This is a genomic window from Promicromonospora sp. NFX87 (assembly GCF_048564965.1).
Classification (GTDB): Bacteria; Actinomycetota; Actinomycetes; order Actinomycetales; family Cellulomonadaceae; genus Promicromonospora.
The window spans coordinates 76766-101077 of sequence record NZ_CP183413.1 but is presented as its reverse complement, the minus strand read 5'-3'; the positions used below and the strand labels follow the sequence as shown (position 1 = coordinate 101077).

The window sequence follows — 24312 nt, the reverse complement described above, 5'->3', positions numbered from 1 at the left end:
GCGGACGGGTCCCTCATCCAGCACGTGCAAGGATGTGGCCGTGCCGAGCGCGTCAGACATTTCGCCAACGCCCCAGCCAGCCCCCAAGGCCGTGGGCAAGGACATCCTGCGGTCCGCCAACCATGTGCTCACCTCGTGGCCGGCCCTGTGGATCGGGTTCGTGCTGGCCCACGCCTGGATCATCCTGCAGGCGTGGGTCTTCGAGCCGCAGATCCTCGGCGACGTGGGCCTGTACGAGTGGTGGGTCCGCAACGGCATGAACACCGGGTCGTGGCCGGTCTTCGACTACGACTGGGTCTACCCGCTCGGCGCTCTCGCGCCCATGGTGATCCCCGCGCTGTTCACCGACTCCACGCACGACTACGACTGGGTGTGGATGAGCCTCGTCACCGTCGCGAACGCCGGCGCGGTGCTGGTGCTCGGCCGGGCCCGCCCGCGCGGACGGGTCGCCGTCTGGTTCTGGCTGGCCTTCCTCGTGGCGCTCGGGCCGATCTGGATCGGCCGGCTCGACGGCCTGCTCGCGCCGATCATCCTCGTGGCGCTGCTCGTCGCAGCCCGGCGTCCGGCGCTGGCGATGGCGCTGGCCACCATCGGCGCCTGGATCAAGATCGCCCCGGGTGCGGTGGCCCTCGCGCTGGCCGCGACGGCGACGAGCGCCAAGAGGTTCGTCCGGAACGTGGTGCTGCCGGGCGCCGCGGTGTGCGCGGTGGTCGTCGGCGTCGCCGTCGCGGGCGGCGCGCAGGACAACGTCCTCGACGTGTTCGGGGAGCAGGGCGACCGCCAGCTGCAGGTCGAGGCGGTCGGCGCGACGCCGTTCACGGTGGCACGGCTCTGGGACCCGTCGATCCGGGTCGAGTACGACAACGTCATCTACACGTACGAGGTGCAGGGCGCGCAGGCCGACGCCGTCGCGCAGGCGCTCGACGTCGCGCTCCCCGTCGCCGCGCTGCTGATCGCGGCGCTCGTCTGGTGGGCGGCGCGACGCCGGCCCGACCGCGTCGGCGACGTGCTGCTGATCGGCGCCACGGCGGAGCTGCTGGCCCTCATCGTCTTCAACAAGGTCGGCTCCCCGCAGTTCATCGCGTGGATCGGGCCGCCCATCGCCGCGGCGATCGCGCTCGGTACCCGCAGCCAGGGCACCCGCCGCACCTGGTTCCTGCCCGCTCTCGGTACCATCCTGGTCGCCAGGCTCACCATGGAGATCTACCCGCTCCAGTACGGCGAGTTCCTGGGCGGGTTCCCGCTGGCCACGACCATCGGGGCCCTGCGCAACGTGCTTCTCGTGGCGCTGATGCTCGGGGCGATCGTCCGGCTGGTTCAGGTCGCCTGGTCGCGCCGGGCGGTCTCCAGAACGAGCTGAGGTGCCTTCGAGGGAGTTCGTCGTGCCAGTTGCGTGATGGCTCGGTTACGGTCGGGAACGTGACATCGTCTGTAGCGGTTACCGTCTCGACGCCACCCGTTCCTCGACTCGCCGCACTAAAGACTCCGTCCGGACATCGACGACCGGCAGGTTCGTAACGTGCGAGTAGCCATCGTTGCGGAGAGTTTTCTCCCGCAGGTCAACGGGGTCACGAATTCCGTCCTGCGGGTTCTCGAGCACCTGCATGAGCGGGGGGACCAGGCAATGGTCCTCGCGCCCGATGCCGACGCCTCGATCGGTCATGTCCCTCCCTTCGTCAGCGGCGCCCCGGTCGTCGAGCTCGGTTCCATCGGCTTTCCCGGGTACCCGGACGTGCGGGTCGTCGTCGGCAAGAAGTGGCGCACCGAGCGCACGCTGGCGACGTTCGCGCCCGACGTCGTCCACCTCGCGTCGCCGTTCATCCTCGGGTGGCGCGGCATCCTGGCCGCCGAGCGCCTGCGGCTGCCGAGCGTCGCCGTCTACCAGACCGAGGTGCCCGGCTATGCGGCGCGCTACGGTCTGGGCGGTTTCGAGCCGCTGCTGTGGAAGCGGGTGAAGGACATCCACGACCGCGCGACGATGACGCTCGCGCCGTCCACCGCGACCATGCGGCAGCTCGAGGACCACGGCATCCCCAACCTGCGGCTCTGGGGCCGCGGGGTCGACACCGAGGTGTTCCACCCGCGGTTCCGCGACGAGGCGTGGCGCCGCAAGGTCGGCGCCGGCCGCGAGATCCTCGTGGGCTACGTGGGCAGGCTCGCCGCCGAGAAGCAGGTCGAGGCGCTGCGGGTGGTGCAGAACCTGCCGGGCGTACGGCTGGTGATCGTCGGGGACGGGCCCGAGCGGGAGCACCTGCAGCAGGTTCTCCCCGAGGCCCACTTCACGGGCCTGCTGCGCGGGGCAGAGCTGTCGCGGGCGATGGCCGGCCTCGACGTGTTCGTGCACCCGGGCGAGCTCGAGACGTTCGGCCAGACGCTGCAGGAGGCGCACGCCAGCGGGGTCCCGGTCGTGGCGCCCGCCGCGGGCGGTCCGCTGGACATCGTGCGGCACTCCCACGACGGCTGGCTGTACCCTCCAGGTGACCACGAGGCGCTCCGCGCCCGCGTCGTCGACCTGGTGGGCGACGAACGCAAGCGGCGCGCCTTCGGCACGTCGGCTCGCGAACGTGCCGAGGGCCGGACGTGGCACGACATCTGCTCCGAGCTCATGGGCCACTACGAGGATGCGGTCCGGGTGCACGCGAGAGCCGGCTCAGCGGAGGTCTGACTTGCGAATCGTCCACGTCGCGAACTTCTACAGCCCCCGTTCCGGGGGTATCCGAACCGCTATGCACGCCATGGCCGGGCAGTACCTGTCCCGGGGGCACGAACCCGTGCTCGTCGTGCCGGGCAAGCGGGACGGCGTATCGCTCGTGGACGGCGTCCGGGTGGTCACCCTCGCCGCGCCGCGCGTGCCGTTCTCCGGCGGCTACCGGGCGGTGGTGCAGCCGGGCAAGATGCGGGGCCTGCTCGAGACCCTCGCGCCCGACCGGCTCGAGGTGAGCGACCGCACCACTCTCGCGGGGCTGGGCGACTGGGCCCGCGAGGCCGGTGTCCCGTCGCTGATGATGCTGCACGAGCGGGTCGACGGGGTGCTGCGCTCCTGGATCCCCGGTGCCGCGGCGGGCGGCCGGGCGGCCACGTTCGGGGCGGCCGCGGCGCCGGCCCTGGCCGACCGGTACAACCTCGCCACGCTCACCCGGTTCGACCGGCTGGTGGCCACCACCCACTTCGCGGCCGGCGAGGTGGAACGCCTGGCCGACCGCAACCGGTCCGTGGTGCTCCCGCCGCTCTACCGCGTGCCCCTCGGCGTCGACCTCGAACGGTTCCGGCCCGACCGGTACTCCGACGAGGCCCGCGCGCTGTACGCACCGCCCGGCACCGCGCTCGTCGTCCTCGCGAGCCGCCAGTCCACGGAGAAGCGCCCGGACCTCGCGATCGACGCCGCCGCGCAGCTCGTGCGGGACGGCCGGCCCGTGCGGCTCGTCGTCGCGGGTGCCGGACCGCTCCTGCCGAAGATGCGACGCCGGGCGGAGGCCGCCGGGCTCCCGCACCGGTTCCTGTCGTTCGTCCCGGACCGCGACCGGCTCGCGACCCTACTGACCTGCGCCGACGTCGTCATCGCGCCCGGGCCGATCGAGACGTTCGGGCTCGCGGCGCTCGAGGCGCTGGCGTCCGGGACTCCCGTCGTCTGCAGCTCGTCGAGCGCCCTGCCCGAGGTGGTCGGTTCCGCCGGTGCCGCCGCACCGCCGGACGCCGCCGCGCTCGCCCTCGCGCTGCACGAGGTGCTGGACCGCGACGTGGACGAACGGCGCAAGGCCGCCCGGGCGCGCGCGGAGCTGTTCCCGTGGAGCGCCACCGGCGACGCGATGCTCCAGCTCCACTCCCGCAGGGCGTTCGACCTGACACCGGACCCGATCAGCACGGACCCCGTGGGGCAGCGGTGAGATGACGCCGCCGGCGGGACGTGAGCGCGGCTTCCGACTCGTCGCCCTCGGCGACTCGATCACCGTGGGCGTCGGCGACACGGTCGGTGCCGACGCCGTCCACGGCCCCGGCTGGGCAGCACATCTCGCCACCGTGCTCGGCGCGGAGACGTTCACCAACCTCGCCACCGAGGGCGCCCGCTCCCGCGACGTCGTCGGCACGCAGCTCGACGCCGCCCTGGCGCTCCGGCCGCACCTCGCCACCGTCCTGGTGGGCGGGAACGACGTGCTCCGCAGCGACTTCGACGCCCGCCACACGCTGGCTGACCTGCACCGGTCCGTCGGCGAGCTGTGCCAGGCCGGTACCGACGTCGTGCTCGTGCTGCTGCCGGCCATCGGCCTGTTCGAGCTCGGCCCGCGGATCGTGCGGCGTGTGATGCGGCGCCGGGTGGCGTCGATCAACGCGGCGGTGGAGGAGGTGGCTCGGGCGGTGCACTCCGGCGGGCTGACGGTGGGCGGACCTGCCGACGCTCCGACTTCGGTCGGTTGCACTCCGGACACTTTGACTTCGGTCGGTTGCACTGAGATCGGTCAATCAAACGACCGATCTCAGTGCAAGGGACCGATCTCGAATCCGAGACCGAGCAAGGGACCGAACTCAGCACGCGGGCGGCTCGTCGTCGTGGACGCCGTGCAGGCGATCGCGCCCGCCGGGCACCGGGCCTGGCACGTCGACCGGGTGCACCCCTCAGCAGCCGGGCACCGACGCCTCGCGCTGAGCGCCGCGATGGTGCTGGCTGATCTCGACGCCCGATACGCGGTCACGACGAGGATCCCGGTCGACACCAGCGCTTCGGCCACGGCGCCCGCCGTCGGACAGGCGATAGCCAGGGCGAGGATCGACGCCCTCGCTGCACGCCTGCCCGAGGCGCCCGACCCGCCGTCCGTATGGCAGCGCCTGGCCTGGCTCGTCAAGGCCGGGCTGCCCTGGTGCCTGCGCCGGGGCCGGGACTTCCTGCCCGGACTGCTCCGCGCCGTCGTGCACGACCTGCGGGCGGAACGGGCATTCACACCCGGCGGCATGGTGACGAGCCTCGCCGACTCGGGCCTGGACCCCCGCCGCCGGATCGGCAGGAGCTGACCAGGCCCAACTCTGTCCCGCGGCCGCGGAAGAACTCAGCCCGGAGCCGCGCTGCCCACCTCAGGCATGCGGTGCGGCCTCACTCCCCGAGCCACCCCGCGGCCGCATGGCGTCGATGATCCGGGTCCAGTTGTCGCCCCCGTGACCGTTGTCGCGGACCCAGGTGTAGTACGCCTGGACCGCCGCGGGCAGGGCCGTGTCGACGCCGACGGCCGCGCTCGCGGCGACCACGTGGTCCGCCGTCGCGCCCATCATGGTGGCCGTGCTCAGGTCCCCGGGGTGCTCGCCGGCGTCGATCTGCGCGCCCGGGCTGCCGCCGACCGCCAGCATCTCCCCCACGCCGACCAGCGTGAGCATCAGCTCCTCCAGCGCTGCCGTCGCGGTGACCCCGCTGGACTCCAGCAGCGCCGTGGCGTGCATGAGCGACGCGAGCGAGGTCAGGAACACGTCGAGGTTGGCCAGGTACATGAGCTGCGCCAGCCCCAGGTCCTCCCCGAGGTAGCGCGGCCTGCCGATCGCCGCGAGCGTCTCCCGGTGGGCCTCCATCAGGTCGCTCGGTCCGCTGTAGTAGACGTACGCCGCCTCGGTGCCGACCATCGGTGCCGGCGTCATGACGCCGCCGGTCAGGAAGCGGGCGCCGTGCTCCTCGGCCCAGGCGGCACTCTCGCGGGTGCGGTCCGGCGAGTCCGAGCTGAGGTTCACGATCGTCCGGCCCGCGAGCGCCTCCGCCGCGGGGCCCAGGATGTCGTGCATCGCCTGGTAGTCGGTGAGGCTCAGGATGACGAGCTTGCTCGCCGCGAGGGCGTCTGCGGGGGTGGCGGCAAGGGTGGCGCCGGCCGCGACGACGTCGGCGGCCCGGCTCGGGGTCCGGTTCCAGACGGTGACCGGGTGCCCCGCGCGCAGCAGGGCGTGGACCATCGCCTGACCCATCGGGCCGAGGCCGATCAGGGTGACTGGTGCGTTCATCGGTGGGCCTCCGTGAGCTCGGCGCTGCTGTGGGCGTGTTCTGTGCGGTCGGCGCGGTCGGCCCGGAGGCTCTCGTAGATCCTGGCGAAGGCCTCGGCGCCGTGGCCCTGGGCGATCTGCTTGCTGATCAGCTCCTGTACCGCCGCGACGGGTGCTGGGTCGACGCCCTGCTCCTCGCTCGCGCGCACGATGTGGCTGAGGTCGGAGAAGTCCAGGCTCTGCTGACCGGCGACGGTGTAGTCGCCGCCGTCGATCACGCGGGCGTCGGAGGCGAAGCCGAACGTCATCGCGCTGAGGAACGGCGTAGCGCGTGCCGCGAAGTCGGTGGCGCTCATACCCGCGGAACCGGCCATCGCTGCGCCGTGGAGGAACCCGGCGAACATCGTGTACATGCCCGAGAGCAGCGCCAGGTCGAACAGCGAGGCCAGGCCCGCGTCCTCGCCGTCGTAGGTGCTCGTCGCCCACCGGTCGACCACCGGCCGGACGGCGTCGAAGACCTCCCGGGTGCCGCTGTACAGGATGGACGCCTCCGGGGCACCGATCATGTGCGGGGTCGCCATGATCGCGCCGTCGAGGTAGTCGACGCCGTGCCCGGCCGCCCATGCGGCCAGCTCACGCGCCTCGTTCGGCGTCGTGGTCGTCAGGTTCACCAGCGTGCGCCCCCGCAGCTCGGCGACGACCGGGTCGAGGGTCTCGTGCACCGACGCGTGGTCGAACAGGCAGGCGATGATCAGCTCGTTGGCCGTGACGGCCACGCCGATGGCCGACGCCGCGTCCGCGCCCCGCTCGCTCAGGCCGGCAGCGCGGGCGGGGGTGCGGTTCCAGACGGTCACTGCGTGGCCGGCGTCGAGCAGGGTGGTGGCAAGAGCGCTGCCCATCGCGCCCAGGCCCAGCACCGTGACGCCGGTGGCTCGGGGTTCGGTCATCGAAGATCTCCTCGCTAGGTCGGTACGTGACCATGCTCGGCGAGGGACGTACGATCGTGGAAGTACCCACTATTTACTGGGGTACTTACCAATTGGTGCGTACCCCGTCCCACACCCTCACGAGGAGTGCCCGATGGCGATGTCACCGCGTAACGGCCCCTACATCTGCGGCATCGACGCGGCGCTCGACGTCGTCAGCGGCAAGTGGAAGGGCCTGATCCTCTGGGAGCTCGACGAGCACGGCGTGCGCCGGTTCGCCGAGCTGCGGCGCGGCCTGCCCGGCGTCAGCGAGAAGATGCTCACGCAGCACCTGCGCGAGATGGAGGCGGACGGGCTGGTCCGCCGTCAGGTCTACGCGGAGGTGCCGCCGCGCGTCGAGTACTCCCTCACCGAGCACGGCCGGGCGCTCAATGCCGCCCTCGCCCCGCTCGGGGACTGGGGCGTGGAGCGGATCCGGCGGGAGCGGTCGGACCTGGTCGAGCACGCCGACGCCGCGGCGCTGCCGCGGCCGTGACCTGCGGGGTTCAGGCCAACGGCAGCAGCCCGCGCTCGGCGAACACCTTCCGCGCGACGCCGACGGCGTTCAGCGCCCGCGGGAACCCGCAGTAGACGGAGCTGTGCAGGAAGACCTCGATGATCTGCTCCGGGGTGAGCCCGACGTTGAGCGAAGCGCCGACGTGCACCTCGAGCTGCGCCTCGCTGCCGCCGAGGGCGGTGAGGATCCCGAGGGTCACGAGCTGCCGCTGCTTGGGCTTCAGCCCGGGCCGGGCGTAGATGTCCCCGTAACCCCACGCGACGATCTGGTGCCCGAGCTCGGGGGCGATGTCTGCCAGAGAGTCGATGACGTTGTGGCCGGGATCGTCATGGACGGAGTCGAGGACCTTCTTGCCGGACGCGAATCGTTCCGCACGCACCGCATCGTTCTTGGTCATCGTCCTTCTCTCTCTGAGCTGCCGGCACGGGTGACGTGGGCTCGGTTGTTGATGCAGGAGCATGCGCTGGTGGGCGCGGCCCCAGTCCAGCCCATGACCAGGCCCTAGCGCAAGATGTCTGTGCAGGTCAACGGGGCTTTCTTTCACCCGCTCACGCGCAGGCGACGTCGGGCCAGAGCTGTTGCTGTCCCGAGGTGTGGCAGTCGACCTAGGCTTGCTGTGTGACCGCATACGTACCCTTTGCCCCCCTGCCTCTCGATCAGGAGGACGTCCGGTACGAGTACGGTCCTGACTCGGCGCGCAGGCCAGGCGTGCCGCACGGCTTCACCGTCGAGCTGCCCTGGGAGAGCGCCGCATACCCCGGGACCACGCGGAAGGTCTGGATCCACGTGCCCGCCGCGTACAACCCGGCCGAGCCCGCCGGGATCGCCGTCTTCCAGGACGGCTGGTGGTACCTCGACCCCGACGGCGAGGTCCGGGGCGGGATAGTCCTGGACAACCTCGTCCACAGCGGCGACATCCCCGTCACGATCGGCGTGTTCGTCGACCCGGGGGTCTTCGCGGACATCGAGGATCCCGACCGGCGCAAGAACCGCAACGCCGAGTACGACGCCTTCAACGGCTGGTACGGCGCCTTCCTCCTCGAGGAGATCGTCCCGGAGGTCCGACGGCGGTTCGCGATCACCGACGACCCGGAGCGCTGGAGCATCGTGGGCGGGAGCAGCGGCGGGAACTGCGCCCTGACCGTGGCCTGGCACTACCCGGACCGGTTTCGCCGGGTCGCGGGCTTCCTGTCCAGCTTCACGCAGCTGCCGGGCGGCAACAACTATCCGGCGCTGATCCACATGATGCCCCGCAAGCCCCTCCGGATCTTCATGCAGGCCGGGCACCGGGACCTGCGCTGGAACCAGCCCGACAACAACTGGCTCGCGGAGAACCTGCGGGTCGCCGCGGCCCTGGCCGAGGCCGATTACGACTTCCGGCTCGTGCTCGGCGACGGCGGGCACAACCCCAACCACACCGGGGTCCTGCTGCCGGACGCGCTGCGGTGGCTGGGGCGTCCGGCTGCGGCCGGTTGACCACAGCCTGTGGATAACGTTCCGAGTCGACGCCGTCGCCGGGGAACAGGAGTCCGGGCCTGTCGCCGCGGTGTCGGACGGCGAGAGTCGGACGGCGGGGTTACCTGGCGGCCGACTCAGCCCAGCGCGGCAACGAGGTAGCCCTGGACGACTGGCGCGAAGCCGCGGGGCACGTAGCTGCCGAGGTCTGTTGGCGCGACCCACGCGATCTCCTGGACCTCGTCGGGTTCAGCGACGTGGGCTGTTCCGCTCTGCACGCGGCAGGCCACGTAGCCGATGAGCCGGCTGGTATCCGGGTGCACGCGCTCCCCCAGTGTCGCGACGGCCGCGACCACGAGGCCCGTCTCCTCCGCCGTCTCGCGCACCGCGGCCTCTGCGAAGGTCTCACCAGGTTCGACGGCGCCAGCGGGGAGCTGCCACGACAGCGAGCCTTCAGAGACCCGCCGCTGGATCAGGAGGAGACGACCGTCCTGGACGATGACTGCTGCGGCGATCGCGGGTTTCCCGGCTGCGGTGACCTCGGGCATCTGCGAACTATCGGGGTCTACGGCACGATCGGCGTTCCCTGGGATCGCCTTCTCCGACATGTCCGCAACCCTACGAGGGGTCCGGTCGAGCAGCAGGGAGTATTGACCGCGTGACCCTGACGATCCGATCCCGCCGCGAGGAAGACCTGCCGAGTCTCGCCAGCACTCTCGTCAGCGTGCATGCCGTCGACGGATACCCGGTGGAAGGCGTCGCCGACCCCAAGGCCTGGCTACGCCACCCTCGCGAGATACAGAGCTGGACCGCCGCGCAGGACGGCGAGCCCATCGGGCAGGTCACGCTCGCTCGGGCCCAACCCGAGGACGACGCCGCCGTGGCCTGGCACGAGTACACCGGCGGGGACGTCGATCGACTGGCCGTCCTCGCGAGACTCTTCGTCGCTCCTGGCCACCGAGGCAGCAGTGCCGGACGGCTCCTCATGGAGACCGCGCGGGACTTCGCACGGTCGCGCCGGCTCGCGGTCGCGCTCGACGTCATGCTCAAGGATCGCGGCGCGATCAGGCTCTACGAACGGCTCGGGGCCGAGCGGATCAGCGACATCGATCATCGGTACGGCGACGGCCTGACAGAGGCCGGCGTCGTCTACGTGATCTGAAGTCAGGCGGTCGGCCGCTAACCTGCCTCCGTGCCCGGACCCGACGCGTCGTCCACAGGCCCTGTGGATCTCATAACCCTCCGCGAAGCGCTGGAGGCGTCGTGGAGTGCGAGGACCTCGTACGGCGGTGTGTGGGAGGAAGGCAATCCTGCTCTCGGCCAGTGCTACCCGACGGCGCGCGTGGTGCAGCACTTCCTGCCCCGGAGCGAGATCGTCAAGGGAAACGTGTGGACCGGCGTCCGGCACGAGATCCATTTCTGGTGCGAGCTCGAGGCCGGGGACGCAACGGTCGCGATCGACCTGACCTGGCAGCAGTTCCCGCCCGGATCCGTCGTGACGGCGCGGGAGACCCTGGACCGGAACGACTTCGGAGACAGCCCGGCCACCGTAGCCAGGTGCGACCTCTTGCTGGCGGACGTCGTGGCGCGCCTCCATCGGGCCGTCCGGTAGCGCCGGTCACCCGCCGAGCGGGACCTCGCGGATCACGTCCCACTCGTACATCCGCTGGTCCCGGTGCATGCGGATCAGCGAGACCTTCGTGTACGTCGCGGTCGACGGCGCTGCCGGCTCCGCTCGGTCAAGGGCCTCGCGGATCGGTGCGGCGTCGGCGTCGGCATTGCCGTACGCAACTGAGACGTGAGCGCGGAACCCGTCCTCGGACTCCGGGCACTCGCCGAGTGCGTCGGTGATACCCGCCCGGATGGCCCGGCGAACCCCGACGAACGCCTCGGGATCGTCTGGCGTCAGGACCACGGCTTCGCTCGTGATGTCGGCGCGCTGGTACGACGTCGTGATCGGGGCGAGCGCGCGCAACCGGTCGGCCACTCGAAGGGTCACGAAGTCGAGGGCCGCGATGTTGATGTCCTCGACGTGGCCGACACCCTGCATGGTCATGTGCAGCCACTCGTCCGGGATCGGGTCGAGGGTCTCGATCGTGCTCAGGGCGGTGCGGTACCGCTGCGCGAGGTCGTGCACCTCTGGCTGGTCGTCCTGCGTGATGTGCCAGGCGTAGAACCTGGTCCCGACCCGCCAGCCTGGACGCCACCACCAGTGGTCGGTCATGGCTTGGTGGTCGGCGTTGTGCGCGCTGTCGTCAGTCATCAGATATCGGACTCCCGTGCGATGAAATCAGGCCCGACCAGCATGCCGTAAGTAGACGCACATATCGTCTGACGTCGCGGGTGATCCTGGCCCTACGCTGGCGCCCATGACCGAGAGCTCAGGCACCGGCGTCGAGGCGCTGCTTCATGAAGACATCGTCCCGCTCGCCGCCAGCACGTTCGTGGCGGTGTTCACCGGTGTCGGGCTGGGCCGCGATCAAGCTCGGAACCGGATCGACAAGGAGCTCGCCCGTCGGTTCGGGAAGCCCCGCGGATCCGACAACTACTACGCCTTCCAGGCCGTCGTTCATCAGATGGTCCTGGTCTGGGAGCAGGCACGGATTGCTTCGCGGACACCGCCGGGACCCCTCCGCCTGCTGCCCGACGGCGCCCGGCTGCTCGCCGCCTCGAACCCCGTCGACGAGTTGCGGGCACTGCTCGCGCGATGAAGACCTGGCCAGAGGTACCCGCCCGGGCCGACGTCGAAGCGGTGGTCCGCGCCTACTTCGAACTGCTCCGGGTGGGGCAGGTCGACGACGCCGCACAGCTGGTCGACCACACGCCCGTCCCGCACGTGGTCAGGTCGCTCTGGAAGGGGTCGGTGGGGACGACCCTCAGCGAGGAACTCGGCGACGGTCTTCCCGCCGACGCATGGACCACCGACCGGTCCTGGCTCGGCGAGCTCGAACTCGGGGACGTCAGCTGGGGCGACAGCAACCATTTCTATGTCGAGATCGTCTACCGCGGTCAGGTGAGCGAGCTGTTGCTGGGCTTCTGGGTCAAGCCTGTGGATGACGGCTGGGCAGTCTCGGGGCCGTCGACGCTCTGGTAGGGAAGGCCTGCGTGGTCCGTCCAGTCACGTGGCGTCTCTGCTCGTCACGGTGTTCCTCGCCGACGGGTTGGACACCATGAACGCGCTCCAGGCCGGCCTGGTGCGTGCGAACCGGCACGGGGCTCGCCCGTGGAGCGCCTTCGACCCGCCGCCGGCGCGCTCGGTGGCGGCCACGGTGACTATCGAGGACACCTCGCTCGACGGCACCCTTCCCGCAGCCGGGTACGAGCAGCGGATGCTCGGCTGGGCGCGCTCGGTCGAGACTGCGTACGCCCTCACCTGACGGACGGCGGTGTCAGGGAAGCGCCGTCGCCTCAAGGGCACGGAGAATGCCGATCAGGTGGTTCAGCTCGTGCCATAGGGCGGGGGCAGGTCCACTACTACCGAGGTATTCGCGCATGGTCTGGATGTCGTCGTCGAGGTCACCGGCCGTGAGCACGACAGTGTCGGGGTCCATGTTGTGAAGCTGTTGGGCTGGCACCTGCCAGTAGAGCCCGCCGTCGACTTCGACCCGATCACCTAGCGACGCTGCGGTTTCATCGAGGGCTCGATTGATCGCTCGGCGTAGGTCGTCGATGACGAGTGTCGTGGGACGGTACACAGCAGCCAGAGTGGCACAGCTGGTTACCCGTGCCGAAGAACGTGACGGTGCATCCGGAGCGGTCATCCCCCAGCCATTCCCCTCAGGATCACGACGATCCCGGCGAAGAGCACGCTGAGCACTCCGAGAATGAACAAGCCGGGCACCACCCATGCGGCAATGATGAAGAATGCCCGCCCCTTCCGTGGCTGCGGGCTCAGCCCCATCGAACCGTCATCAATGAACTGGTGGTAGGGCGGCGCATAAAAGACCTCAAGGGTCTGGCCTGGTACGACGTCGATGTCGATGGTGGCGTGCCCATATCTGCGCATCCACTGGGAGTGCGCCCGGAGGTGATGACGTCCCGACATGATCGGGATCTGTCGAGTGCCAGCTATTGGCACCGGTGCGAGATAGCCATCGATGGTGAGCGTCGGCGCGATCAGGTTCGAGGTCATGATGTTGCCCTGGACCGTGAAGCTCAGCACAGCATCAGGAGCGAACACGGGCAACGGGGGCGAAGTCGGCTGGCTCACCCGGCGAGCGTAGTAACGCCGCTTCGCCTACGACAGGCTCGGTCTGCGATCTCACCCGTTCTGATCCGGGCGGGCCCCGCTTAGCCGTTGTGCCCGGCATGACGAAGGCCCCCAGATCCGCATGATTCTGCGGTTGGGGGCCTTCAGGTGCGGTAGCGGTGGGATTTGAACCCACGGTGGACTTTCACCCACACACGCTTTCGAGGCGTGCTCCTTAGGCCGCTCGGACACGCTACCTTTGCCCGCCGCTACAGGAGCGGGCCGTAGCAGGATACCTGGTCGAGGCCGGGTTCCACGAATCGACTCCGGCGCCCCGAGCACACAGTGAGGAGCGTCTCCCCCAGCCCACGACTGTCCGACGACCAGAACCGCCAGATCCTCCGGACGCGTCGCATCATCCGGCGACCCGGACCCGACCGTAGAGTAGCCTCATGGCGACGACCGCTGACGCAGAACCCCTTTCCGACACTGCGGCAGACGCTGCGGCAGACGCCACGGGCGACCCCTCAGACGCCAAGGCGGGCGACCTCGTCGAGCGCACGGCAGCCTCGATCCGCACCTGGATCATCACGGGCAAGGCCCGCCCGGGTGAGCGCCTCTCGGAGAAGGCAGTCGCCGAGACCCTCGCCGTCTCGCGCAACACGCTCCGCGAGGCCTTCCGGGTGCTCACCCACGAGAACCTGCTCGTCCGACGCCCGCATGCCGGCGTCATGGTCGCCGTCCCTACGCTGGCATCGATCCTCGACATCTATCGCGTGCGCCGCATGATCGAGGGCCAGGCGCTGCGCGGCGCACTGCCCGGGCACCCGGCGACCGAGATCATGCGCAAGGCCGTCGAGAGCGCGGAACGGGCCCGCGACGAGAAGGACTGGCGCACGGCCGGCACGGCCAACATGGAGTTCCACCGAGGGATCGTCGCGCTCTGTGACAGCGAGCACCTCGACCGGCTCTACGCCACCGTCTCCGCCGAGCTGCGCCTCGCGTTCGGCCTGCTCGCCAACCCGGAGTACCTGCACGCCCCCTACGTGGCCCGCAACGCGCGCATCCTGGAGATGACCCTCGCCGGGGAGAGCGCGGCAGCCGCCGCAGAGCTCGACGAGTACCTCGTCCAGTCGGAGCGGACGGTCGCTGCCGCGTACTCCCGGCGCACCCCGGGCGACCCTGCCTGACGAGGCGACCAGCAAGCACCGCTCACCGCACCGGCAGCACCGCCAGCAGCTCCTCGAGCTGCGCTCTCGTGTTGGCGACATAACCGCCCCGCAGCCGCATCGCCGCGTCCCACACCTCACGCTCCCCCGACGTCTGCCGCTCCAGCACGCTCATGTTCTCGGTGAGGTCCAGCCGCCGGTTGAAGCCCTGGACCGTGTCGCGCCAGCGGTGCAGTGCGGTCACCAGCACGGTGTCCCGACGCCGGTCGAGCGCCCCCGAGACGAGCGCGGCGTCGACGGCGGAGACCGCGAGCCGCGCGAAGACGGCTCGCGGCCGGTCGTCCGTCGTCCGCGCGAACTCGTTGTCGGCGAGCACCGCCCGGTTGCGCTCCAGCTCGCGCCGGACCGCCGCGAGCACCTGGGCGTGCCGTTCCGCCTCGCTGCTCAGCCGCTCCACGATCAGCCCCGTCATACCCGCGATGAGGGTCAGCGAGTTGACCGCCGGCTCCCAGCGCGGCTCTCCGGGAAGCGCGAACCACAGCACGCCCAGCACGAAGGCGGTGGCCAGCAGCATGTAGGTGACCGTCGCGACGGTGGCGCGCGCGACGGTCACGTGCCGCTCGACCAGCCAGCCCGGGCCGGGCACGGTCAGGCCCAGATCGTGAACGGCCGGTCGTCCACCCGCGGCTCCGCCACGTCAGGCGGGCCGACGACGTAGACCCGGTCCCCCGGACCCAGGACGCCGAGGATGCGCTCGAGAGCAGCCGCCGCGTCGTCGTCGTCCGTGACGGCAAGGTCCAGGTGCAGGTGCAGGACGCCCGCACCCACCCGCGCCCTGCGCCGGAGCAGAGGCACCGCGCGGACCAGCAGGCCGAGCCGATGCCCCACGGGCTGCTGCACTGTCGGTTCGGCCATGTCGGTGATCCTCCGGCGTGAGCGGGCAGATATCGCTGCACAGCCAGGCTAGCGGTGTCCGACATAAGTATCTAGGTTGTTCAACAACTTTCCGCCGACCGGCCGCACCGCAACGACGTCCGCCAAGCATGCCCAGGCGACTCCCAGCCGGTTCCAGGCTTAGCCCAGCCCCGCCACAGGGCACCCCCGGGTCCATGCGTTTACCTGCAGTTCATCACCACGCAAACCCCGGAGAACCGATGAACCAGTTCGTGCTCTACGCGGTCGACCTCGTCGCCGTCACCATCCTCACCTTCGCCCTGTACTTTCCACGGCACCGGCGGCGCGACCTCGTCGTCGCCTATCTCGGCGTCAACGTGGGCGTGCTCGCGGTCGCCGCGACGCTCTCCGCGAGCGCCGTCGCAGCAGGCCTGGGGCTGGGACTCTTCGGCGTGCTGTCGATCATCCGGCTGCGTTCGACCGAGCTGTCGCAGCACGAGGTCGCCTACTACTTCGCATCGCTCGCGCTGGGTCTGCTCGGCGGGCTCGGGACGAGCACGGGCTGGCTCGGGATCGCGGGCAGCACGCTGATCCTGCTGGTCATGGCCCTTGCCGATCACCCGCGGCTGTTCGCGCGGCACCACAGCCAGCTGGTCGTGCTGGATCGCGCGATCGCGGACCAGGAGGAGCTGGTGGCGCACCTGGAGCAGCTCCTGGGCGCGCGGGTCAATGCCCTCTCCGTGCAGCGCCTGGATCTCGTGAACGACTCCACGTGGGTGGACGTCCGCTACTCGGAGGCGCGTCGCCTGCCCATCGTGACGGACGACGGCACGGGCGCCCCCACCACCGTGCACGAGGGGACGGCGGGCGCCGGCCGCTCGGAGCTGGTGACAGCCCGATGATCGACACGCTCGATCCCATCGGCCTCGACGAGCTCAACGACACCGCCGCGCTGCAGACGCGCCGCGACCGCAAGTACGTCCTGACCCCGGACGAGCTGGCCGGCCTGCTGTCCGCACTCCCGTCGGCGCGGGTCCTCGAGATCGACGGCGCCCGCTCGTTCGCCTACGACTCGACCTACTTCGACACTCCGGAGCTCGACGCCTATCGCCTGGCGGCGACGCGCCGTCGTCGTCGGTTCAAGGTCCGCACACGGACGTACGTCGACTCCGGGACGTGCTTCGTCGAGGTGAAGACCCGCGCGGGCCGCGGCACCACGGTCAAGGAGCGGCAGCCGCACGACGACGCCGGCCACCTCGGCGGGGCGCGCACCTTTGTCTCGGCCCGTCTGGCCGACGCCGGTGCCCCGTCCGCGCCGGTGCTCACCCCGGCCCTGCGGTCGAGGTACCACCGCACCACGCTCCTGCTCGACGACGCCCGGGTCACCCTCGACACCGGCCTGGTCTGGGAGCTGCTCGCCACCAACGGCGTCGGCCCCGATGAACCACGCGGGGCCGCGATCGGGGACCGCGTCGTGGTCGAGACCAAGACCGCCGCCGGCTCCGGGCCGTCGTCGGTGGACCGCCTGCTCTGGCGGGCGGGGCACCGCCCCGACCGCATCTCGAAGTACGCGACCGGGCTGGCCGTGCTCGTGCCGGACCTGCCCGACGCACCCTGGCGGCGCCTCGTCCGGCGTCGTCTCGACATCTGCCCCGCCCCCTGCACAACCCAGCTAACCAGCGAGAGGACCCCCTCATGACAATCCGCCGACCCAACCGCTTCCTGACCGCCACGCTGACCGGAGCCCTCGTGATCGGCGCGCTCGCCGGCTGCGGCACGGCCGCGGCCACGCCCACCGACGCCGCCTCACCGGTCACGATCTCGGACGTCGCCACCTCTGTCGACGACGCCCTCGCCGACAACGAGGACTACACGGAGCTCGCCGCCCTCGCGGACGAGAGCTGGGACACCACGAGCGAGACCACCATCGCGCTCGACGGCGACGGCGCGACCGTCTCGGGCGACGGCGCCACCGCGGACGGCTCCACGGTGACCATCTCGGCGCCGGGCACCTACCGCATCAGCGGCACCCTGGACGACGGCCAGGTGATCGTCAGCTCGGAGGCCGGCGGCCTGGTCCGGCTCGTGCTCGACGGCGCCGACATCACCAGCTCCACCGGCTCCGCCATCGCGGTCACCCAGGCGGACGACGTCTCGGTGGTCCTGGCAGACGGTTCGTCGAACAGCCTCACCGACGCCTCGACGTACGAGGACACCAGCGAGGACGCCCCGAACGCGGCACTCTTCTCGTCGGACGCGATGGTGATCTCCGGTACCGGCGCACTGAACGTGACGGGCCGCTCCAACGACGGCATCGCCTCGAAGGACGGCCTCGTGATCGCGAGCGGCGACCTCACCGTCACCGCGGTGGACGACGGCGTGCGCGGCAAGGACTTCCTGGTCGTCACGGGAGGCGCCCTCGACGTCGACGCGACCGGCGACGGCCTGAAGGCGGACAACGAGGACGGCGCCAACGACGACGGCGAGACCGTGGGCTACGCGGCGCTCCTCGGCGGGGAGATCACCGTCGCGGCCGGCGACGACGGCGTGCACGCCGAGAGCGACCTCCTGGTGGGCGATGCGACGGTCACCGTGTCCGAGTCGGTGGAAGGCCTGGAGGCGGCGCACATCCTTGTCACGGCCGGCACCGTCGACGTCACGTCGTCGGACGACGGCTTCAACGCGGCGGGCGGCACGATCACGGCGGCGACCGCGGAGACCACAGCGGATACCGGGGCGGAGGGCGAGCCCCCGGCGTCGGACACCATGCCGGAGGGCGGGCCGCCCCAGGGCGGCGGCGGCATGCCCGGCGAGGCCGCGGGCGACTTCTCGCTGGCGATCACCGGCGGCACCGTGACGGTCGACGCCGGCGGTGACGGCCTGGACTCGAACGGCACGCTGACGGTCTCGGGCGGTGACGTCACGGTCTTCGGCCCGACGGACGGCGGCAACGGCACGCTCGACAGCGCCGGCGCGATCACCGTCAACGGCGGCACGCTGCTCGCGGTCGGGTCCTCGGGCATGCTGCAGACGCCGGGCGACGGTTCGGAGGGCTGGGTGGCCGCGGCCTTCGACACCCTGAGCGCCGGTACGGACCTGGTGGTGGTCGACTCGTCGGGCAGCACGGTCGCCGAGGTGACGCTCACCAAGGACGTGCAGGCGCTGGTCCTTGCGTCGTCGGCCGTGACGAGCGGCGAGGAGTACACGATCCAGGCGGACGGCACGGAGATAGCGACGGCCACGGCGGGCGACACCCCGGAAGGCACCGGAATGGCCGCCCGCCCCTGACAGGCAACGCTGAGTGCTGGGTATTTGCGCGTTCTGACCGTCAGAACGCGCAAATACCCAGCACTCAACGGGTTCAGTAGACGTACGGCCAGCCCGCCGAGTCGTAGCCGAGCAGGTTGATGCCCAGGCGGGACGCCCCGCTGTCCGTGTAGTAGTGGTAGAAGAACGCGTCGGCGTCGTTGTCGGCGATGACCGCCTGGTGGCCGGGCCCGTGGATGCTCCCGTGGCCCGCCAGGATCTCCGTCCCGCCGCCAGAGTTCATCGCGGTCCCCGCGCGGTCGACGTAGGGACCGGTGACCGACGTCGAGCGGCCCACCATCACGCGGTAGGTGCTGCTGGCCCCCTGGCAGCAGGCGTCGAACGAGACGAACAGGTAGTAGTAGCCGCCTCTGTAGTGGATGGTCGGCGCCTCGATGGCGCCGCCGCCGCGGCCGGCGATGCTGTGGAACTCGGTCCCGGACCGCTTGCCCGTCGCGGCGTCGAGCCTGATCATCTTCAGGCCCGACCAGAACGAGCCGAGGCTCAGGTACCAGCGGCCGGACTGGTCGATGACGAGGTTGGGGTCGATGGCGTTCCAGTTGTCCGACGTCCGCGACTCGACGACGAGGCCCTGGTTGGTCCACGAGCCCTGCGCACCGGTGGTGCTCGTGGCGAGGAAGATCGCCGAACGGTTGGAGCCGAACGTCGAGGCCGAGTAGTACATGTAGTAGCGGCCGTTGACGTACGTGATGTCCGGCGCCCAGACGTGGTTGCTGTTGTTCGTGTACGCGTGCGCCCACGGGACGCCGTTCGGGAACGCGGCCCCGGCGTCGTTCCACCGGGTGCGGTCGGTGGACGTCTTCAGGGTGATCCCGTTGCCCGTGTGGGCGAGCAGGTAGCCGCCCGACGGCGTCTTGGCGACCTCCGGGTCGTGCACGCCGGTGCTCCCGGTGACGGTTCCCGGGTTGGGATAGGCCGCCACCACGCTGGGTGCCGCCATCGACGCGGCGGGGCTGATCGCGAGCCCCGCTGCGACAAGCAGCGCGACGGCCACCTGTCGGCGTCGGGATCTACCGGCTGATCGTGTTCGGAACTGGTGCATCTTTGCCTCCGTCCGGAAGGTGCCGGCCGCGACGGGGCCCGATTGTGAGCGCTCACAATCCGGGGCCGGACCGTCGTCGCTCCGGCTTCTACAAGGTTGTAGAACAGTGTGGGGCGGGTGAATTGGTGCGTCAAGGGGCAGCCCGACCAGAGTTTCCGGCAGCCCGGGCGGGCACCTCGAAGCGGTGGGCGAAACACGCTGTCACATCTGGCATCGTGCGCGGTAGCCTTCCGACACCGCCGAGGGAGGACACCGATGCCCGCGCCCACGCTCTTCGACTACTCGGACCACAGTCCGTACTCGAACCCCGGAAATCACGCAGGACTCTTCACCGAGCTGAGCACCGCTCCAGCCGACCTGCACAAGTTCGTCTGCTCCGCCGTCGTGCACTACCGGGCCGGTGGCCCGCAGCTGACCGAGGCCCAGAAGTCCGACCCGGACCGTCGCTGGCTGACCTCGATCCTGGACGCCGCCGAGATGCGCGCCCCGCTCGACGGGCCCCGCACACACGCCCAGCAGGTGGCCGGCTGCTGCCGTGACCACACGCTGCTCGCGCTCGGCGTGCTGCGCACGCACGGCGTCCCCGCGCGGTCCCGCATCGGCTTCGCCACGTACCTCAGGCCCGGCTGGAACGCCGACCACGTGGTGGGCGAGCGCTGGGACGGCACCCGCTGGGTGCGGTTCGACCCGGAGCTCAGCCAGGAGGACTTCGACTTCGACGTCCACGACATGCCGACCGGCCCGGACTCTCCGTTCCCGACGGCGGCCGAGTCGTGGCTGGCGATCCGGGCCGGCACCGCCGACGCCGCCACGTACGGCGTGGACCGGGACCTGCCGGGGTTGAGCGGCCGGGACTTCGTGCGCGACTACGTGCTGCTCGAGGTGGCGCACCGGCACCGCGACGAGCTGCTGCTCTGGGACCTGTGGGGATCGCGGCTCCGGAGCCCGGTGGTCCGCGAGGCGGGGAACGGTCGCGCGGAGACCTGGGTCCAGGAGACCGGGATGCCGGGCGCCGACGTGTCCGACGCCGAGCTGGACGCCGTCGCCGACGAGCTCGCGTACCTGCTCGTCGCCGCTGACGCCGGAGACCAGGAGGCCGCCGACCAGCTCGCCGAGCTCTACCGCGAGGACGTGCGGCTGCACCCGGGCGAGCGCGTGCTCACGCTCTCCCCCACGGGCCACCACGGCATCACGGACCTCTCGGCCCACTGACGCCCCCGCCCTCTGCCGAGATAGAACTGTGGCGAGATAGAACTGTGGCGAAGTAGGGCGGATTCAACTGGTGGTCGCAACACCCCTTGATGATCGGGGTGTTCGATGAAGTCTTGGAGTCGTCTACCCGTGCCGCGGGAGCACCGGCGGGCCTTCTGGTCTGAGTTACGCGCTCATGGTCGGATCCCGGTAGCCGCTGAGGCTGCCGGGATCACGACCTGGTCAGCGCAGGCCTGGATCCGTAAGGCTGGCGGGATGCCCGACGTGTCCCTGACCAAGCCCACGGGCCGGTTGCTGTCCTTCGCCGAACGCGAGGAGATCGCGCTGCAACGCGCTGAGGGTGCCAGCGCCCGTCAGATCGCGAGGGTGCTGGGGCGGGCGCCGTCGACCATCACCCGGGAGCTGGCCGCGGGCACGCATCCCGACGTTCGCCGCTACAAGGCCTCGGTCGCGCACCGCCGGGCCGAGCAACGCCTGGCCCGGCCCAAGCCCGGCAAGCTGGCCACCCATCCGGCCCTGGCCGCCTGGATCGGTGAGCGTCTGGCAGGGCACGAGCCGGGCACGGGTAAGGCCCGCTCGTGGAGCCCGCAGCAGATCTCCCGCCACCTGCGTGTCAAGTTCCCCGATGATGAGAACATGCGCATCAGCCACGAAGCGATCTACCAGTCGCTCTACGTCCTGGGCCGCGGTGGGCTGCGCAAAGAGCTGCATACCGCGTTGCGGTCGGGGCGCGCGGTCCGCCGCCCGCAGGCAGTGACCCGTGCTCAACGCGCCGGTGGTGCCCACGTGCTACCACCCGAGGTCATGATCTCGGAGCGTCCCGAGGAGATCGAGGACCGGGCCGTGCCCGGGCACTGGGAAGGCGACCTGATCACCGGCACCCGGAACAGTTCAGCGATCGGAACCCTGGTCGAACGTCAGACGCGGTACCTGATGCTGCTGCACCTGCCCGACGGGCACGGCGCGCAGCAGGTCGCCACCGCGATGCGCGAACAGATCACCCGCCTGCCGGCTCACCTGCGCCGCTCGTTGACCTGGGACCAGGGCCGGGAGATGACCCCGTTCGCGGGCATCCAGATCGTCGAGGACCTGGATCTGTGGTTCTGCGACCCGCACTCGCCCTGGCAACGCGGCACGAACGAGAACACCAACGGCCTGCTGCGCCAGTACTTCCCCAAGGGCACCGATCTGAGAGTCCACACAGCCCAGGACCTCGCGGACGTCGCCCTCGTGATGAACGGACGACCCCGCAAGGTCCTGGACTGGCACACACCCTACGAAGCAATGAGCAAGCTACTGTCAGCGGACACGACCGGTGTTGCGACCACCGATTGAATCCGCCCTACTTCGCCCTGGTTCTACTTCGGCGGAGGGTCAGAGGCGGGTCGCCAGCTCCTGCAGGACGTCGCTCGTGCCCGCCTCGATCTTCACCGTCGCGTACTTGTCGCCGCGGGTGATGCCGCGGTTCACGATCACCACGGGCTTGCCCTCGCCCGCCGCGTGCCGCACGAACCGGAGCCCGCTCATCACGGTCAGGGACGAGCCCGCGACGAGCAGCGCGTCGGCTGAGTCCACCATCGCGAACGCGCGGTCCACCCGCTCGCGCGGCACGTTCTCGCCGAAGTAGACGATCTCCGGCTTGAGCACCCCGCCGCAGAACTCGCAGGGCGCCGGCCGGAAGTGGGCGGTCGACTCGATGACGGCGTCGGCGTCGGGCGCGATCTCGATGTCCGCGACGTCACCGACCGACTCGAGGAAGTCCGGGTTGAGGGCGTCGAGGCGCTCGGCCAGGTGCGTGCGCGAGATGACCCGGCCGCAGGACAGACAGATCACCCGGTCGTAGCGTCCGTGCAGGTCGATGACGTTGCGCGAGCCCGCGTCCTCGTGCAGCAGATCCACGTTCTGGGTGATGATCCCGGCGAGGAGGTCGCGCTCCTCCAGCCGGACGAGCGCCTTGTGCCCGGCGTTCGGCACCGTCCGGTTCACGTGCTTCCAGCCCACGTGGTTACGGGCCCAGTAGTGACGGCGGAACTCCTCGTCGCCCACGAACTGCTGGTAGGTCATCGGGTTGCGGGGCGGGGAGTCGGGGCCGCGGTAGTCGGGGATGCCTGAGTCGGTCGACACCCCGGCGCCCGTGAGCGCGGTGAACCGGAGGCCGGCGAGCACCTCGACGGCGTCGTCCACCGTGGTGCGGGCGACCTCGACGGGCTCCGGCTGCCAGGTGGTGGGTCGGGCTTGAGGGAACACGCTTACGAGGGTATGCCGGGAGAGGTCCGGCGGCGCCGCCATGTGTTCCATTTCGCACCGGGCTCAACCACGCCGGGCCTCGAAGAACTCGCGGAGCAGCGCCCCGCACTCCCCCTCGCGCACGCCGCCGAGCACCTCCACCTCGTGCAGCGCGCGCTGGTCCCGCACGAGGTCCCAGACGGAGCCGGTGGCGCCCGCCTTCGGGTCCCAGGCGCCCAGCACCAGGCGTCGCACCCTGGCCTGGACGAGCGCGCCCGCGCACATCGGGCACGGTTCGAGCGTCACCACCAGAGTGCACCCGGTCAGGCGCCACTCGCCGCGCGTCGCTGCGGCGGCCCGCATCGCGAGCACCTCGGCATGGGCGGTCGGGTCCCCCGTCGCCTCCCGCTCGTTGTGCCCGACGCCGATGACCCGCCCCGCCTCGTCGAGCACCAGGGCGCCCACCGGCACGTCGCCGGTGTCGAGAGCACGACGCGCCTCGTCGAGCGCGGTGCCCATCCAGCTCTCCCAGTGCGCGCGGCGCTCGGCGACGCTCATCGCGCTCAGGCCCTCCGACGTGTCAGACACAGAAGTCACCATAGTGACCCACACGTCTGACAACCCGGTGTGGCCGACGCGCGGTGTGGGCCTGGCAACGTTCCGGGCCTCCACGCGGTCCTGGCGGGCAACTGCCCGGTAGCGTGGGGCCCATGCGCCTCCACGTCGTCGATCACCCGCTGGTCGCCCACAAGCTGACCGTCCTGCGGGACGAGACAACTGCCTCGCCCACCTTCCGCCTGCTCGTCGACGAGCTCGTGACGCTCCTGGCCTACGAGGCCACGCGCGACATCGCCACCGAGCCGCACGAGGTCAGGACCCCGGTCGCGACCATGACGGGCACCCGCCTCGCGTCGCCGCCGCCGCTCGTGGTGCCGATCCTGCGCGCCGGTCTGGGCATGCTCGACGGCATGAGCCGTCTGCTCCCGACGGCGGAGGTCGGGTTCCTCGGCCTCGTGCGCGACGAGGAGACGTTCAAGGCCGTCACGTACGCGAACCGCCTGCCCGACGACCTCACCGGCCGGCACGTGTTCCTGATCGACCCGATGCTCGCCACCGGCGGCACCCTGGTCGCCGCCATCGACTACGTGCTGGAGCGCGGCGCCCGCGAGGTGACGGCGGTCTGCCTGCTGGCAGCCCCCGAGGGCATCCAGCTCCTCGAGGAGCACGTGGGCGACCGCGCGAACCTGACCGTCGTCGTGGCCGCGGTGGACGAGCGGCTCAACGAGAAGGCCTACATCGTGCCCGGCCTGGGCGACGCGGGCGACCGCCTGTACGGCATCGTCTGACGGTCGGGCCGCTCGGGCCCT

30 protein-coding genes and 1 tRNA gene are annotated in these 24312 nt (G+C 70.8%); 18 read left to right on the top strand and 13 right to left on the bottom strand.

All coding sequences use genetic code 11. The features are described 5' to 3' along the window. The first annotated feature begins 40 nt into the window (after positions 1-40). From ACNYC2_RS00480 to ACNYC2_RS00465, 4 genes are all read left to right on the top strand, one after another. On the top strand, positions 41-1360 hold the full coding sequence (locus ACNYC2_RS00480) for a hypothetical protein (protein ID WP_419705184.1): 1320 nt from the start codon (positions 41-43) through the stop codon (positions 1358-1360). A 159-nt stretch (positions 1361-1519) separates the two neighbouring features. Beyond that, positions 1520-2665 (top strand): glycosyltransferase family 4 protein, encoded by a 1146-nt coding sequence (locus ACNYC2_RS00475; protein ID WP_419705183.1) that lies wholly within the window; start codon positions 1520-1522, stop codon positions 2663-2665. Between the two features lies 1 nt (position 2666). Then, positions 2667-3884, top strand: coding sequence for a glycosyltransferase (locus ACNYC2_RS00470; protein WP_419705182.1), 1218 nt, complete (start codon positions 2667-2669; stop codon positions 3882-3884). 1 nt (position 3885) lies between these two features. Next, positions 3886-5004, top strand: a complete 1119-nt coding sequence (locus tag ACNYC2_RS00465) for a GDSL-type esterase/lipase family protein (protein ID WP_419705181.1) — start codon at positions 3886-3888, stop codon at positions 5002-5004. A 60-nt stretch (positions 5005-5064) separates the two neighbouring features. Here ACNYC2_RS00465 and ACNYC2_RS00460 read toward each other — a convergent pair whose 3' ends face one another. Together ACNYC2_RS00460 and ACNYC2_RS00455 are read right to left on the bottom strand one after the other, a co-directional pair. Next, on the bottom strand, positions 5065-5970 hold the full coding sequence (locus ACNYC2_RS00460; protein WP_419705180.1) for an NAD(P)-dependent oxidoreductase: 906 nt from the start codon (positions 5968-5970) through the stop codon (positions 5065-5067). Further along, positions 5967-6896, bottom strand: coding sequence for an NAD(P)-dependent oxidoreductase (locus ACNYC2_RS00455; RefSeq protein WP_419705179.1), 930 nt, complete (start codon positions 6894-6896; stop codon positions 5967-5969). The genes ACNYC2_RS00460 and ACNYC2_RS00455 overlap by 4 nt, the downstream gene beginning before the upstream one ends. A gap of 133 nt (positions 6897-7029) precedes the next feature. On the opposite strand from ACNYC2_RS00455, the gene ACNYC2_RS00450 reads away from it, so the two are divergent. After that, entirely contained in the window at positions 7030-7410 is a 381-nt protein-coding gene (locus ACNYC2_RS00450; protein ID WP_419705178.1) for a winged helix-turn-helix transcriptional regulator, read from the top strand. A gap of 10 nt (positions 7411-7420) precedes the next feature. Here ACNYC2_RS00450 and ACNYC2_RS00445 read toward each other — a convergent pair whose 3' ends face one another. Continuing rightward, entirely contained in the window at positions 7421-7828 is a 408-nt protein-coding gene (locus ACNYC2_RS00445; RefSeq protein WP_419705177.1) for a carboxymuconolactone decarboxylase family protein, read from the bottom strand. 221 nt (positions 7829-8049) lie between these two features. On the opposite strand from ACNYC2_RS00445, the gene ACNYC2_RS00440 reads away from it, so the two are divergent. Beyond that, the gene (locus tag ACNYC2_RS00440; RefSeq protein WP_419705176.1) at positions 8050-8907 is read left to right on the top strand and encodes an alpha/beta hydrolase; all 858 of its coding nucleotides are present in this window, start codon (positions 8050-8052) and stop codon (positions 8905-8907) included. A 116-nt stretch (positions 8908-9023) separates the two neighbouring features. On the opposite strand, the gene ACNYC2_RS00435 is transcribed toward ACNYC2_RS00440, so the two are convergent. Beyond that, on the bottom strand, positions 9024-9434 hold the full coding sequence (locus tag ACNYC2_RS00435) for an NUDIX hydrolase (protein WP_419705175.1): 411 nt from the start codon (positions 9432-9434) through the stop codon (positions 9024-9026). Positions 9435-9544: 110 nt separating this feature from the next. Between ACNYC2_RS00435 and ACNYC2_RS00430 the strand changes: the two genes are divergently transcribed. Both ACNYC2_RS00430 and ACNYC2_RS00425 read left to right on the top strand, forming a co-directional pair. Beyond that, positions 9545-10048 carry a GNAT family N-acetyltransferase gene (locus tag ACNYC2_RS00430; RefSeq protein WP_419705174.1) on the top strand — a complete coding sequence of 168 codons (504 nt, stop codon included), beginning with the start codon at positions 9545-9547 and terminating at the stop codon, positions 10046-10048. 63 nt (positions 10049-10111) lie between these two features. Next, on the top strand, positions 10112-10498 hold the full coding sequence (locus ACNYC2_RS00425) for a YunG family protein (protein WP_419705173.1): 387 nt from the start codon (positions 10112-10114) through the stop codon (positions 10496-10498). 6 nt (positions 10499-10504) lie between these two features. On the opposite strand, the gene ACNYC2_RS00420 is transcribed toward ACNYC2_RS00425, so the two are convergent. Continuing rightward, positions 10505-11149, bottom strand: a complete 645-nt coding sequence (locus tag ACNYC2_RS00420) for a 2'-5' RNA ligase family protein (protein ID WP_419705172.1) — start codon at positions 11147-11149, stop codon at positions 10505-10507. A 106-nt stretch (positions 11150-11255) separates the two neighbouring features. Between ACNYC2_RS00420 and ACNYC2_RS00415 the strand changes: the two genes are divergently transcribed. From ACNYC2_RS00415 to ACNYC2_RS00405, 3 genes are read left to right on the top strand one after another with little or no spacing between them, the layout of a single operon-like run. Beyond that, positions 11256-11597, top strand: a complete 342-nt coding sequence (locus ACNYC2_RS00415) for a hypothetical protein (protein ID WP_419705171.1) — start codon at positions 11256-11258, stop codon at positions 11595-11597. Beyond that, positions 11594-11980, top strand: coding sequence for a hypothetical protein (locus ACNYC2_RS00410; RefSeq protein ID WP_419705170.1), 387 nt, complete (start codon positions 11594-11596; stop codon positions 11978-11980). The genes ACNYC2_RS00415 and ACNYC2_RS00410 overlap by 4 nt, the downstream gene beginning before the upstream one ends. 28 nt (positions 11981-12008) lie before the next feature. Next, positions 12009-12263, top strand: coding sequence for a hypothetical protein (locus tag ACNYC2_RS00405; RefSeq protein WP_419705169.1), 255 nt, complete (start codon positions 12009-12011; stop codon positions 12261-12263). A gap of 12 nt (positions 12264-12275) precedes the next feature. Here ACNYC2_RS00405 and ACNYC2_RS00400 read toward each other — a convergent pair whose 3' ends face one another. From ACNYC2_RS00400 to ACNYC2_RS00390, 3 genes are all read right to left on the bottom strand, one after another. Next, on the bottom strand, positions 12276-12437 hold the full coding sequence (locus ACNYC2_RS00400) for a hypothetical protein (RefSeq protein WP_419705168.1): 162 nt from the start codon (positions 12435-12437) through the stop codon (positions 12276-12278). Between the two features lie 206 nt (positions 12438-12643). Continuing rightward, positions 12644-13096, bottom strand: coding sequence for a hypothetical protein (locus ACNYC2_RS00395; RefSeq protein WP_419705167.1), 453 nt, complete (start codon positions 13094-13096; stop codon positions 12644-12646). Between the two features lie 150 nt (positions 13097-13246). Beyond that, positions 13247-13333 (bottom strand) — tRNA-Ser (locus ACNYC2_RS00390). 194 nt (positions 13334-13527) lie between these two features. Here ACNYC2_RS00390 and ACNYC2_RS00385 point away from each other — a divergent pair. Beyond that, complete coding sequence (locus ACNYC2_RS00385) at positions 13528-14265, top strand: GntR family transcriptional regulator (RefSeq protein ID WP_419705166.1); 738 nt, start codon at positions 13528-13530, stop codon at positions 14263-14265. Between the two features lie 22 nt (positions 14266-14287). Here ACNYC2_RS00385 and ACNYC2_RS00380 read toward each other — a convergent pair whose 3' ends face one another. Beyond that, a complete protein-coding gene (locus tag ACNYC2_RS00380; RefSeq protein WP_419705165.1) occupies positions 14288-14890 on the bottom strand; it encodes a hypothetical protein in 603 nt (200 codons plus the stop codon). Between the two features lie 2 nt (positions 14891-14892). Next, positions 14893-15159, bottom strand: coding sequence for a hypothetical protein (locus tag ACNYC2_RS00375; protein WP_419705164.1), 267 nt, complete (start codon positions 15157-15159; stop codon positions 14893-14895). Positions 15160-15398: 239 nt separating this feature from the next. Between ACNYC2_RS00375 and ACNYC2_RS00370 the strand changes: the two genes are divergently transcribed. Genes ACNYC2_RS00370 through ACNYC2_RS00360 form a run of 3 tightly spaced genes read left to right on the top strand, consistent with a single transcriptional unit; the run spans position 15399 to position 18426 of the window. Next, the gene (locus ACNYC2_RS00370) at positions 15399-16040 is read left to right on the top strand and encodes a DUF4956 domain-containing protein (protein ID WP_419705163.1); all 642 of its coding nucleotides are present in this window, start codon (positions 15399-15401) and stop codon (positions 16038-16040) included. Further along, complete coding sequence (locus ACNYC2_RS00365) at positions 16037-16837, top strand: polyphosphate polymerase domain-containing protein (RefSeq protein WP_419705162.1); 801 nt, start codon at positions 16037-16039, stop codon at positions 16835-16837. The genes ACNYC2_RS00370 and ACNYC2_RS00365 overlap by 4 nt, the downstream gene beginning before the upstream one ends. Further along, a complete protein-coding gene (locus ACNYC2_RS00360) occupies positions 16834-18426 on the top strand; it encodes a carbohydrate-binding domain-containing protein (RefSeq protein WP_419705161.1) in 1593 nt (530 codons plus the stop codon). Before ACNYC2_RS00365 ends, ACNYC2_RS00360 begins: the two co-directional genes overlap by 4 nt. A 73-nt stretch (positions 18427-18499) precedes the next feature. On the opposite strand, the gene ACNYC2_RS00355 is transcribed toward ACNYC2_RS00360, so the two are convergent. After that, the gene (locus ACNYC2_RS00355; protein WP_419705160.1) at positions 18500-19507 is read right to left on the bottom strand and encodes an arabinan endo-1,5-alpha-L-arabinosidase; all 1008 of its coding nucleotides are present in this window, start codon (positions 19505-19507) and stop codon (positions 18500-18502) included. A gap of 255 nt (positions 19508-19762) precedes the next feature. On the opposite strand from ACNYC2_RS00355, the gene ACNYC2_RS00350 reads away from it, so the two are divergent. Together ACNYC2_RS00350 and ACNYC2_RS00345 are read left to right on the top strand one after the other, a co-directional pair. Further along, complete coding sequence (locus ACNYC2_RS00350; protein ID WP_419705159.1) at positions 19763-20719, top strand: transglutaminase-like domain-containing protein; 957 nt, start codon at positions 19763-19765, stop codon at positions 20717-20719. Between the two features lie 255 nt (positions 20720-20974). Beyond that, complete coding sequence (locus ACNYC2_RS00345; protein ID WP_419705158.1) at positions 20975-22054, top strand: IS30 family transposase; 1080 nt, start codon at positions 20975-20977, stop codon at positions 22052-22054. Positions 22055-22093: 39 nt separating this feature from the next. Here the strand turns inward: ACNYC2_RS00345 and ACNYC2_RS00340 are convergent, their stop codons facing one another. After that, positions 22094-23008, bottom strand: a complete 915-nt coding sequence (locus tag ACNYC2_RS00340; RefSeq protein WP_419705157.1) for a Sir2 family NAD-dependent protein deacetylase — start codon at positions 23006-23008, stop codon at positions 22094-22096. 21 nt (positions 23009-23029) lie between these two features. Then, a complete protein-coding gene (locus tag ACNYC2_RS00335) occupies positions 23030-23464 on the bottom strand; it encodes a nucleoside deaminase (protein ID WP_419707748.1) in 435 nt (144 codons plus the stop codon). Between the two features lie 191 nt (positions 23465-23655). Here ACNYC2_RS00335 and upp point away from each other — a divergent pair, with 191 nt between their 5' ends. Further along, entirely contained in the window at positions 23656-24291 is a 636-nt protein-coding gene (gene upp, locus ACNYC2_RS00330; protein WP_357511527.1) for a uracil phosphoribosyltransferase, read from the top strand. Positions 24292-24312: the final 21 nt, after the last annotated feature.